This is a genomic window from uncultured Gemella sp., assembly GCF_963537375.1.
GTDB lineage: Bacteria > Bacillota > Bacilli > Staphylococcales > Gemellaceae > Gemella.
In genome coordinates this window covers 39160-50863 of sequence record NZ_CAUTDQ010000009.1, presented here as the reverse complement: position 1 = coordinate 50863, position 11704 = coordinate 39160, and the positions used below count along the sequence as shown (strand labels likewise).

Below are 11704 nucleotides of genomic sequence, written 5' to 3'. Positions count from 1 at the left end.
ATCAGCTTTATCTTGAGCTTTTTCTGATGCAGGACGAGCAGCATCAGCTTTTTCTGCTTCATCGATTTTTGCTTTTAAATCAGCAGGAAGAGAGTTTTTATCACCAGAAGTTGCAGGTGTAGTAGGTCCTTCAACTCCATTCACATCATTTTCTGATGGTAATGCATCTGCAGCATCAGTTGCTTTAATATCACCAGCTTCGATAGCTTTTAATAAATCTTCCTTACCAATAGTAGCTTTAACTTCTTCAATAGCTTTAGCTTTATCTGAAATTTGTGCATTATTGTTAACTTTTTCTACAGCATCTTTCTCGAGTTTTTCTAAAGCAGCTGTTAATTCAGCTTTAGTATCGGCTTGTTTTTTAGCTTCATCTGCTTCTTTTTTAGCTTCTTCTTTAGCTTTAGCATCAGCTTCAGCAGCTTTAGCTTTAGCAGCTTCTAAATCAGCATCAGCAGTTTTTTTAGCTTCAGCAGCTTTAGTTTTAGCAACTTCAGCATCAGCAGCTTCTTTTTTTTCAGCTTCTAGTTTAGTAGCAGCTTCGTTAGCTGCAGTAGTAGTTGTATCTACCTTTGCTTGAGCTTCAGTAACTCTAGCTTCAGCAGTTTTAGCGTCAGCTTCAGCTTGTTTGATTTCTGGACTTGTAACTTCTGATTTAGGAGTTTCAGTAGTTCCAGATGCGTCTGTACTTCCAGATGCAGGTGCAGTTGCTACAGGTTGAGTTTCACTAGTAGTTGTGTCAGAAGCATGAGCTACAGCAGCACCAGTAGTAGCAACACCGATACCAACAAGAACAGAGGCTACACCAACCTTAAATTTACGTAATGAATATTTTCTTTGAGTTGTCATAAAATAAATCCCCTTTTTTCATATATTTTATATAATAATGACTATGTTTTTATAATGTTCAATTTAATCGTGTAGAAAGAACATCCATAGACAATTAGTGTATTCATAATTTCTATTATACTAGAAGGAAAAACAGAAAACAAGGACTTTAGTAACCTATGTAACTTTATAACCGTATAGTAAACCAAAAACTATATAATTATAAAATAAATATAATTATATGAAAAAACGAACATAAATTAGTGAAATATAAAATGAAATCATATTAATACAGTTTTTTATAGTAATAGAGTGCATTGATAAAAATAAAAATATAATGATTAAAAAGAGGATGTAAATGTATAAAAAATAAAATATTAAATTTCTGTTACAAAAATTATGTGAACTATAATTTTCTTTTATTAAGGTGGGAATTTATGTAAATAAAGTAAATAGCAAAACTATATACAGAGAAATTTATGTATTTCTATAAAATTACATAAAATTTATAGATTTATCTATAAAAGAAAGTGATGTTAAAGAAGAAATTCAAGAACAAAGATGTTTGAATCTAAATTTTTGAATTTCTTCTAAACTATATAATTTAATAATTTTCTTCTAATTTTCTAAATTCATCCCTAGTGTGTTGTGGGAGTGAACGACCATAGTCCATCATAAGGACGATGTCTTTAAATGCAGCTTTTGGAATAGCTAGGCGATCTATATCTTCAACTCCAACATTTAGATTTATATCTTCTATATGATTCGCTTTTAGTTTTTCAACGAAATCTGGTTCTGCGACAAAAGGAGAAGATAAACCAATCATATCAGCATGTAAAATTGCAGCTTCACATTTTTCTACAGTGTTGATACCACCTGACGCGATTAAAGGTATTCTTCCATTTAAGTGTTCATAGACTACTTCGTTAATAAGTTTTCCATGATGAGGACCTTCTGCACGCACTGTATTTAGATAAATATTTTGCCCCCAGCTTGCGATTGCCATGTATGATAGTGTCACTCTTTCTAATAACCAGTCGGTAAGTTGATTAAATTCTTCTACAGTATAACCAACTTCTTCACCACGAGTTTCTTCAGGGGTTGCACGATAACCGAAGATAAAATCTGCCGGAGCTTCTTTTTTTATTACTTCGTATACCTCTTCAAAAACTTCAAGGATGAAACGTGAACGGTTTTCTAACGTATCTACTCCGTATTCATCGTGGCGTTCGTTTGAGAAGGTAGAAAAGAATGTTTGAAGTAAAAGACGTTGAGCACTAGATATCTCGATACCATCAAAACCAGCTGCGATTGCACGGCTTGCTGCACGCTTATAGTCTTCTTTTATTTTTTGTATATCTTCTATAGAAAGAGGATGAACGATGTGTTCTACAGGCGAGTTTAATTCCATATAACTTGGGCCGACGGCGCGTTTGTTGGTAGTAACATAGTGATTAGCGAAACGACCAGCATGAGTGAGTTGCAAAATAGCTTTTGCTCCACCAGACTGCATAGCGTTCGCCATTTTTGTTAAACCTGGAATACATGCATCATCATGTACACTAAAACCATATTCAAAAAGTTGTCCCTCAAGATTTATATAAGCAGCACCGGTAATTTGCAAAGGTGCTGTATTTTTTCGTCTTTTAGCGTAAAGAAGATCTTCTTCTGTAATGAAGCCTTCTGCGGTAGATGAGTTTGTAGTCATCGGAGAAAGGACAAAGCGATTCTCAAGTTCTATTCCATTAGCCAATTTGACAGGTGTTAATAATTTTGATTCCATAAAAAATACCTCTTTAAGTAATGTAAATAACATACAACTATACCAGAAAATGTACAACAATAAAAAATAATATAGAAAATAAACTGCTGATATTATCTAAAATTATGTAAATTAAATGCAGATTCAGTAGATTAAGTTACCATAATTTTTTTATAAAAAAAATTCAAAGTAATGGTACTAGGTATGTGTACTTTTGCTGAAAATATGATATAATAAGTTCGTAATTTCAGAAAAGGTTTTCTTATAATTTATTATATCAGATTATTAAGTATATAAAAAGGTAAAAATAAATTGAAGAGTGTAAAATAAAATACTAAAAAGAAGAAACTAGATATTTGAAGTTATATAAAATAAGATAAAATATAAGAGGATAATACTATGAAACTTAGTATTTTAGATTATGCTATTGTAGATGAAGGGAAAACTGCATTAGAAGCTATAGAAGAAAGTACGGAGCTAGCTTGTTTAGCAGAAAGGTTGGGGTATAGTCGTTTTTGGATGGCTGAACATCATCAGGTACCAGCACTTGCGAGCAGTAGCCCAGAACTACTTATGTTGCATCTTTTGCAAAATACAGAAAAAATACAAATAGGTACAGGTGGAATAATGATTCCTCACTATTCACCATATAAAATCAGCGAATGGATAAAACTCCTTAGTGCTTTGTATCCAAATAGGGTGAATTTAGGAATAGGTAATAATCCTGGAACTAAAGTAGTTCAAAAACTGATGAATACGACGCCGATAACACGAGATGAATACAATGAAAGTTGTACAGAATTATTGGAGATGTTAACAGGAACTGAAACATTGGTGCAACCACCAGAAGCGAAGGTTGGTCCAATGTGGCTACTATCAACTAGTGAGAAAAGTGCGAATCTAGCTGCAGAGTTAGGGCAAAACTATGTATATGGTCTATTCTTTAATCAAGCTGTAGATTATATAGAAACAGCAAAGAGATGTTTACAAACTTATCGTACAAAGATGCTTGAACAACAAAAAACACCACAAGATGTAGTTGCGGTATTTATAGCGATAGGGGAAGATGAGCAAGAGGCAAAAGACTTGGTACGTTGTTTAGATGTATGGCTTCTTGGTAAGAAAGAATTTACAGAATTCAATAGATTTCCTAGCATAGAAACAGCAAAAGAGTATGAAATTGCTGAAATTGATAAAGAAAAAGTAGAAAAAAATAGAACACGTTTAGTTTGGGGTACAAAGGATATTGTAGTAGAAAAACTTAGAGATTTAGCTACAGAATTAGAGTTGGAAGAACTTATGTGTATACCTTTAGTACCAACTATAGAAAGAAGAAAAAATATTATTGAGATTTTAGCAAAAGAGCTAATGACCAAAAAGGAGAAAAATTAATGACTTGGAAGGCGATAGAGTTAGAAGAAAACAATGCCGAAAAATTAGCGCAGTTAATAGAAGAAGCTGAGGCGATAGTCATAGGAATAGGAGCTGGAATGTCAGCTGCGGATGGATTCACCTACATAGGAGAAAGATTCACGAGTAACTTTAAAGATTTTGTAGAAAAATATAAATTTTTAGATATGTTACAGGCGAGCCTATTTGATTTCCCTAGTTCACAAGAATATTGGGCGTTTCAAAGTCGTTTTGTTTTGTTGAATTACTTTGATCAACCTATTGGGGCAAGTTACGCAGCCTTAAAAAATATTCTAAAAGATAAAAACTACCATATTATTACGACTAATGCGGATAATGCGTTCGATGTTGCGGGGTATGATATGGATAAAGTCTTCCACATTCAAGGGAAGTACGGGCTTATGCAGTGTAGTAAACATTGCCATGCGAAGACGTATCAAGATGAAGCTTTAATGCGTAGACTAGCTGTGGAACAGGAAAATATGGAAGTTGACTACAGGTCTATTCCACTATGTCCAAAATGTGGAGCTCCGCTTGAAGTTAATAAACGTAATGCTGAAAAAGGAATGGTAGAAGATCCAATCTTTTTTGAACATCTAGATAAGTATAATGAATTTTTAGAAAAAAATCGTGATAAGAAAACATTGTTTATAGAGATAGGGGTAGGGTTTACGACACCTCAGTTTATAAAATATCCATTTTATAGAGAACTTGATAAAAATCCACAGGCGTTGATGATTACTATGAATCAGAAGAAATACCAATTCCCAGAAAGAATTGCTTCAAGGGTATTGTGGTTTAATCAAAATAGCAAAGATTTAACGTTAGAAGTGGAAGAGTTGTTGGAAAAATGGGAGTGACTCAAAAATCGTGATTTCGAGAAACAAGATTTTGTCGAGTTACCTCCGTACAGTTTATTAGATATCTAAAAAACTTTTCTAAAGCGATTTTAGATATCAATAAACAACTGCGTCTATGAGTTTCCATATACACTTTGTTAAAATTTAGGCAATTTGGGTCAGCCCCGTAATAAATTTTCGGGTAGTGCGCATCAAGTGCATAACATAGATTGTGAAAAAATTCGCAATTAGATTTTATAGTATTGCAGATTAAATTATGCTAAGAATGCAATAAAAAATAACATTAGCTAAAAAATACATTAACAAAAATTAACAAATAAAGGAGAATATATTATGTATTTAATAGAACCAATTAGAAACGGAAAATATTTACCAGATGGAGCGCTAGTAATGGCGATGCAAGTTTATGTACTTAACAACATCGATATCGATGAGACTGTAATCTTCCCATATTACTGCGAACCAAAAGTAGAAATTGGATTATTCCAAAATGCTGAAACTGAAGTAAACCACGACTACATGAAAGAAAAAGACATCATCTTAGTACGTCGTGATACAGGTGGTGGTGCTGTGTATGTTGATAACGGTGCTGTTAACGTATGTTTCTTAATGCCTGGGGATACAGATGTATATGGAAACTACAAAAAATTCTACCAACCAGCAGTAGACGTACTTCACAGCTTAGGAGCTACAGAAGTTGAACAAAGAGGACGTAACGACTTAACTGCTCGTGGCAAAAAAGTAAGTGGAGCTGCGATGACATTAGTACGTGGTAAAATTTACGGAGGATATTCATTACTTCTTGATGTAAACTACGAAGCGATGGTTAATGCTTTAACTCCAAACCGTAAAAAAATTGAATCAAAAGGTATTGAATCAGTAAGAGCACGTGTAATGGGTATGCGTGAATTATTAAAACCTGAATACCAAAACGTAACAATCGATGAGTTCAAAAACTTAATCATCTGTGGATTAATGGGAATCGAAGATATTAAAGATGCGAAAAGATATGAACTAACAGATGAAGACTGGGCTGCAATTGAAAAATTAGCGGATGAAAAATATCGTAACTGGGATTGGAACTATGGAAAATCACCACGTTACAACTACAACCGTGATGCCCACCTTGCAATCGGAACAGTTGATTTCAGTTTAGAAGTTGAAGAAGGACGTATCACAAAAGCGAAAATCTATGGAGACTTCTTCGGAAAAGGAAATGTAGCTGATGTAGAAGAGAAATTAATCGGAGTAAGGGTAAAAGAAGAGGACTTACTAGAAGCTCTAGGAAGTATTGATTTAGCATTCTACTTTGGAAATGTAGAAGCGAAAGAATTAGTAGACTTAATCTTAAGCTAGTTTTACAAATTATGTAAAAGAGGTGTGAGTTTATGGAAAAATTATTGACTCCCATAAAACTAGCAAATGGTGTTCAGTTAGAAAATAGGTTCGTGCTGTCGCCGATGACGACTAATTCTTCTACAAAAGATGGAATTATCACAAAAGAAGACTTGGATTATGCATTAAGACGTGCCAAGTCAGCACCGCTACAGGTAACAGGGGCAGCTTATGTCGATGTTGACGGGCAGTTGTTCGAGTTTGGTTTCGGTGCACATAATGATAGCTGTATTCCAGGACTTACTAAGATGGCGGACGCTATGCAAGATGCTGGAGCAAAGGCTATTTTGCAACTGACTTATTCAGGAGCGGGTGCTAATTACTATGGGGTACGCCATAAGGTTTATGGACCAAGTAAGTTAAAGTTGCATCTTCCGTTTGAACATGAGGTAGAAGAGTTGTCTCATGAGATGATAGATGAGATTAAACAAAAATATAAAGATGCGACGAGAAGAGCGATAAAAGCAGGTTTTGCTGGAATAGAAATATCTACAGCGCAAAAGTTAATGTTACAGACGTTTTTCTCAACAGTATCGAATAAACGCCATGATGAATATGGTGTAGATTTATTAGAAAATAGAGCTAGATTCATTCTTGAAGTGTTTGAAGCGGTGTATGAAGTTATAAAAGACGAAGCGCCTGAGGATTTTATTTTAGGATATAGAGCGACACCAGAAGAAACACGTGGTGCGATAATTGGTTATACTGTTGAAGAATTCAATCAACTTACGGATTGGATACTAGAAAGAGTGCCGTTATCTTATATTGCGATAGCGAGCTGGGGGCAAAATATTTATCTAAATAAAGTCCGTGCTGAAGGTCCTAATGAAGGTCGTTTGATTAATGAGGTAGTTCATGAACATCTAGCGGGACGTGTTCCTTTGATGGCGACTGGTGGAATTAATAGTATAGAAAAGAGCCGTGAAGCTATTATGCACGCTGAGATGGTAGGTTTATCTAGCGTCTTTGTGGCTGAACCAGATTTTGTAGCTAAATTCCAAGAAAATCGTGAGGGAGATATTAATCTGGATGTAGGTGTGGATGATATCGAAAGACTAGCGATACCCAAAGCCGCGTTTAAGGATATTGTGCTTATGATGGACTACGGTAAGAGTCTGCCACAACACACGAGAGATGAATTTAGAAAATTAGAAGAAAATTATTAAGAAGCTCTCCAGAGGAGTGAAAGTAGTAATTAAAGAACGAAAGACTATTAAGATGAAGCGGCTACTGTTATATAAGGATAGACTTAAATAATAGTAGTCGTTTATATTATGATGCTTTAGAAAATGAGGAGTGCTTATGTATTTAATAGAGCCGATAAGAAATGGACAATATATTTACGATGGGGCAGTAGCTTTAGCGATACAAGTACATGTTTTGAATAAATTAAACTTAGATGAGGATATAATATTTCCTTATTGTTGCAAACCAAAAGTACAGATTGGTCTTTTCCAAAATGCCGAAAAAGAGATTAATCATGAGTATATGAAAACTCACGGAATTACCCTTGTTAGACGCGATACAGGAGGGGGAACGGTATTTTTAGACGAAGGAGCTGTGAATATCTGCCTTATTATGAATGGTGATAGTAATGTCTATGGTAATTTTAAAAAGTTCTATGAACCTGCGGTAAATATCCTACGTGATCTGGGAGTAAGTAAGGTTGAACAAACAGGACGAAATGACCTTGTTGTTGATGGGAAAAAGGTAAGTGGAGCTGCGATGACTCTTGTTAATGGAAAAATTTACGGGGGATATACGCTACTTCTAGATGTCGATTATGATGCGATGGTCAATGTACTAAGACCTAATCGTAAGAAAATTGAGTCAAAAGGAATAGATTCGGTAAGAAGTAGAGTTATAGGTCTTAGAGAGTATTTAGATGAGGAATATAGAAACTTATCTGTAGTAGATTTTAAAGATTTATACTTATGTCGTTTGTTTGGTTGTGAAAATCTTGAAGATATAAAACGTTACGAACTGACAGAAGATGATTGGCGAGAAATTGATGAGTTGCTTGCTAAAAAATATCAAAACTGGGACTGGAACTACGGGAAATCACCACGCTATAATTACAATAGAGATGCTCGTCTTGGGATTGGGACTGTCGAGTTTAACTTGGAAGTAGAAGCGGGAAGAATTACAAAAGCTAAAATTTACGGAGACTTTTTCGGAAAAGGTAATATCGGTGATATTGAGGAAAAACTAATCGGAGTAAGGGTAAAAGAAGAAGACTTGCTAGAAGTATTAGAAAGTATAGACTTAGCTCATTATTTCGGAAAAGTAGAAGCGCAAGAATTGGTAGATTTGATATTGAGTTAAGAGAATGGTTTAATATATTAAACTAATTGAAAATTAATATCACTTTTATTATTATTTTAGTTGATTTTTAATTTTATTAAATGTATAATGTATCTTTGAGTAAAAATCGATGATGAAATAAGGTCATCGATACTTAGAAAAAATTATAAAATAAAGAAAGAGGTTGTAAAATGAAAAAATTAGCAAAAGCTTTATGGATTGAAAAAAGCGAAGGTGTATATATTATTGGACCAACTGCAGAATTACAAGATGACGTTGGTACTGTAGGATTTGTAGAATTCTCAAAAAAAGACAAATTAGAAAAAGATGATGTTATCTTACGTTTAGAAGCATCAAAAACTGTATTAGACATCAATACTCCATTAGCAGGGGACGTTGTAGAATACAACAAAAAAGCTGAAGAAGAGCCTACAGTTTTAAACTCAGCTGATCCAAAAGAATCTTGGATTGTTAAATTAACAAACGTTGATGAAGCTGAATTCAACAAATTTGTAGAATACAAATAATAACTTTGGTTATACAATAGATTCGAAGTATGAGGGTTTCCTTATACTTCGAATTTTTTGTTTCAGCAAAGATGAGCCCCGATATAACCTTTTAAAATAGCTATTATCTAATAGTTATTAGAAATTACATTTTAGAAAATGAGTTAATAAGAAGATAGTTGAAAAAGCTTAGTCAGTGCTTGAAAAAATGCCTTAAATATAGTAATATAGAATGGTATGTAATAACTTTCTGGCTACATTGTGGCGAGGAAATTTTACTAAAATGGAAAATTTTATAAAAAGAAAGAGAGATTAAAAGACTATGGGTCGTAAATGGAATAATATTAAAGAAAAAAAAGCGGCAAAAGACGCTAATACTAGTAAGATTTATGCTAAGTTTGGACGTGAAATTTACCAAGCTGCAAAAACTGGAGAACCAGATCCAGAAAGTAACAGAAATCTAAAAGTAGTTTTAGAAAGAGCGAAAACTTACCGTGTTCCTAAAAACATTATTGACCGTGCTATTGAAAAAGCAAAAGGTGGAAGTGAAGAAAACTACGATGAATTACGTTATGAAGGTTTCGGTGTAAGTGGAACAATGGTTATCATCGATACACTTACAAACAACGTTAACCGTACAGCAGCTGAAGTACGTACAGCATTAGGAAAAAACGGAGGTAACTTAGGTGTTACTGGTTCTGTTAACTACATGTTCGACAACACTGCAGTTATCGGTGTTGAAGGTAAGAGTGCAGACGAATTATTAGAAATCCTTATGGAAGCTGATATCGATGCTCGTGATATTATCGAAGAAGATGAGTTAACATTAGTATATGGTGAACCAGAAAACTTCCACGAAATCCAAGAAGCTCTTAAAGCAGCTGGAATCGAAGAATTTGAAGTTGCTGAAATTTCAATGATTCCTCAAAATGAAGTAACATTAAGCGAAGAAGATAAAGCTAAATTCGAAAGAATGTTAGAAATGCTTGATGATTGTGAAGATGTTCAACAAGTATACCACAACGTTGACTTAGAAGCCTAGGTGAACTATGGTTAAGAAAATTAAAAAAAATAGTTCATACAGCTATAATGATAGAAATATAAAACCAACACTAAGCGATGCTTCAGCGCCGGTTGAAACACCATTATTAGATGTTTATGGAGAAGAAGCTTCACCTGTAAAACGTCTAATTGCTTATTTAATCGACTTAGCAATCTACTTACCGATAGCGATTATTTTCCAATATTCTACTGTGAACTTACGTGCACAAGGTGGAGCGGAAAACGAAAGAAATGCATTATATATGACACTTTCAATAGTTATTTTCGCAGTTCTATTATATGGATACCTTCCACATAAATGGCAAGGGCAAACTATCGGGAAAAAACTTCTTAAAGTACGAATAGTGCCTACAGATAACAAAAAAATTGAATTTTCTAGATATTTAATTAGAGAATTCTTAATTAAAGTTACTATTGGATGGGGTGCAGTACCAGTTTCTGCAATATTCTGGTTATATGAGAAATATGTGCTTAAACGTAAGAACCCAATAATGCTATACGATAAACTTCTGAATATGCGAGTTGTCGCGGCTACAGAACAACCAAAAGTAGAAAAAGTAAAAGAAGATAAAGAAAAATAATGAATAAGAACTAGTTGTTTGAGGGCTACTATAGTCTAAAAGCGGCTAGTTTTTTGTTTTTATGTTAGATTTAACGTTCGTTTTGATAGTTATTTTATGTTTTCTGTTTTATATTTTCGAAAAAAGTGTTAAAATATAAATGGTAAATTTATATTTTAGAGTGGAGAAAAAATGTTAAAAATAGACAGACATAGTTATATCTTAAATGAATTAAAAAACAAACATTTAGTACGTGTTAGCAATCTTGCTCATGACATGAATGTTACAGAGATGACAATTCGTCGTGACTTGCAGGAGTTGGAAGATTATGGGCATCTTACTAGAATACATGGTGGAGCGAAATTAAAACCGAAAAACTTCTATCAAGAGGATAATTATAACAAGAAAATCTCTGTAAATGTTGAAGAGAAAAAACAAATCGCTAGGAAAGTATCAGAGCTTATAAAAGATAATGAGACTATTTTTATAGGACCAGGTAGTACTACGAGTTATTTAGCGGAGTATCTTCAAGATAGAGATATCAATATTGTGACGAATTCATTAACAGTATTCGAACAGTTTAAAGACAATCCATCTTGTGATCTTATTTTTATCGGAGGAAGATACCGTCAAAAAACAAAAGGATTTATCGGGTTCTTCACGCAAGATGCGCTTAGTAAAATAAGTGTAAATAAGGCGTTTGTTGGGGTGAATGGAATAGATTTAGAGAAGGTTACTATCTCTGATGAAGAAGAAGGACGTTGTAATGAAACGATTCTTAATAATGCAACTGAACGTTATGTTCTTGCAGACCACAGCAAATTTTCAACACACGCATTTTATACATTTTTCCAACTAAAAGACCTTACTGCAATTATCAGTGACGATGTTCTTGATGAAAATATTAAAGATCAATATAAAAAAGAAGTAGATATAATATAAAAAGATAAATTCAGGACTAAGTTTTAAGTCCTGAATTTTTTCATGTTTAATTATGAGGTTTACGTAATTTCAACATAT

Annotated in this window: 11 protein-coding genes; 9 read left to right on the top strand and 2 right to left on the bottom strand. The window is 33.7% G+C overall.

What is annotated here, in order from left to right:
- Positions 1–846: YSIRK-type signal peptide-containing protein (locus RYK99_RS02965; protein WP_314989983.1), on the bottom strand; the 846-nt coding region annotated here is incomplete at its 3' end.
- Positions 847–1429: 583 nt separating this feature from the next.
- A complete protein-coding gene (locus tag RYK99_RS02960) occupies positions 1430–2608 on the bottom strand; it encodes an NADH-dependent flavin oxidoreductase (protein WP_314989981.1) in 1179 nt (392 codons plus the stop codon).
- Positions 2609–2986: 378 nt separating this feature from the next.
- Here RYK99_RS02960 and RYK99_RS02955 point away from each other — a divergent pair, with 378 nt between their 5' ends.
- The 9 genes from RYK99_RS02955 (at position 2987) to RYK99_RS02915 (ending at position 11626) form a co-directional block, all read left to right on the top strand.
- Positions 2987–3979, top strand: coding sequence for an MsnO8 family LLM class oxidoreductase (locus RYK99_RS02955; protein WP_314989979.1), 993 nt, complete (start codon positions 2987–2989; stop codon positions 3977–3979).
- Positions 3979–4857 carry an NAD-dependent deacetylase gene (locus RYK99_RS02950; RefSeq protein ID WP_314989977.1) on the top strand — a complete coding sequence of 293 codons (879 nt, stop codon included), beginning with the start codon at positions 3979–3981 and terminating at the stop codon, positions 4855–4857. Before RYK99_RS02955 ends, RYK99_RS02950 begins: the two co-directional genes overlap by 1 nt.
- A gap of 333 nt (positions 4858–5190) precedes the next feature.
- Positions 5191–6213: a lipoate--protein ligase gene (locus RYK99_RS02945; protein WP_314989975.1), complete on the top strand. Its 1023-nt coding sequence runs from the start codon at positions 5191–5193 to the stop codon at positions 6211–6213.
- 32 nt (positions 6214–6245) lie between these two features.
- Entirely contained in the window at positions 6246–7418 is a 1173-nt protein-coding gene (locus RYK99_RS02940) for an NADH-dependent flavin oxidoreductase (RefSeq protein WP_314989973.1), read from the top strand.
- A gap of 136 nt (positions 7419–7554) precedes the next feature.
- A complete protein-coding gene (locus tag RYK99_RS02935; RefSeq protein ID WP_314989971.1) occupies positions 7555–8577 on the top strand; it encodes a lipoate--protein ligase in 1023 nt (340 codons plus the stop codon).
- Between the two features lie 170 nt (positions 8578–8747).
- Positions 8748–9083, top strand: a complete 336-nt coding sequence (locus RYK99_RS02930; RefSeq protein ID WP_314989969.1) for a glycine cleavage system protein H — start codon at positions 8748–8750, stop codon at positions 9081–9083.
- A 301-nt stretch (positions 9084–9384) separates the two neighbouring features.
- The gene (locus RYK99_RS02925) at positions 9385–10104 is read left to right on the top strand and encodes a YebC/PmpR family DNA-binding transcriptional regulator (protein WP_003144482.1); all 720 of its coding nucleotides are present in this window, start codon (positions 9385–9387) and stop codon (positions 10102–10104) included.
- Positions 10105–10111: 7 nt separating this feature from the next.
- Positions 10112–10705, top strand: a complete 594-nt coding sequence (locus RYK99_RS02920) for an RDD family protein (RefSeq protein ID WP_314989967.1) — start codon at positions 10112–10114, stop codon at positions 10703–10705.
- 171 nt (positions 10706–10876) lie between these two features.
- Positions 10877–11626, top strand: a complete 750-nt coding sequence (locus RYK99_RS02915; RefSeq protein WP_314989965.1) for a DeoR/GlpR family DNA-binding transcription regulator — start codon at positions 10877–10879, stop codon at positions 11624–11626.
- Positions 11627–11704 lie beyond the last annotated feature (78 nt).

Coding starts and splice junctions, on each gene's coding strand:
- RYK99_RS02960 (WP_314989981.1), bottom strand. CDS start 2,608: ATGGAATCAAAATTATTAACACCTGTCAAATTGGCTAATGGAATAGAA.
- RYK99_RS02955 (WP_314989979.1), top strand. CDS start 2,987: ATGAAACTTAGTATTTTAGATTATGCTATTGTAGATGAAGGGAAAACT.
- RYK99_RS02950 (WP_314989977.1), top strand. CDS start 3,979: ATGACTTGGAAGGCGATAGAGTTAGAAGAAAACAATGCCGAAAAATTA.
- RYK99_RS02945 (WP_314989975.1), top strand. CDS start 5,191: ATGTATTTAATAGAACCAATTAGAAACGGAAAATATTTACCAGATGGA.
- RYK99_RS02940 (WP_314989973.1), top strand. CDS start 6,246: ATGGAAAAATTATTGACTCCCATAAAACTAGCAAATGGTGTTCAGTTA.
- RYK99_RS02935 (WP_314989971.1), top strand. CDS start 7,555: ATGTATTTAATAGAGCCGATAAGAAATGGACAATATATTTACGATGGG.
- RYK99_RS02930 (WP_314989969.1), top strand. CDS start 8,748: ATGAAAAAATTAGCAAAAGCTTTATGGATTGAAAAAAGCGAAGGTGTA.
- RYK99_RS02925 (WP_003144482.1), top strand. CDS start 9,385: ATGGGTCGTAAATGGAATAATATTAAAGAAAAAAAAGCGGCAAAAGAC.
- RYK99_RS02920 (WP_314989967.1), top strand. CDS start 10,112: ATGGTTAAGAAAATTAAAAAAAATAGTTCATACAGCTATAATGATAGA.
- RYK99_RS02915 (WP_314989965.1), top strand. CDS start 10,877: ATGTTAAAAATAGACAGACATAGTTATATCTTAAATGAATTAAAAAAC.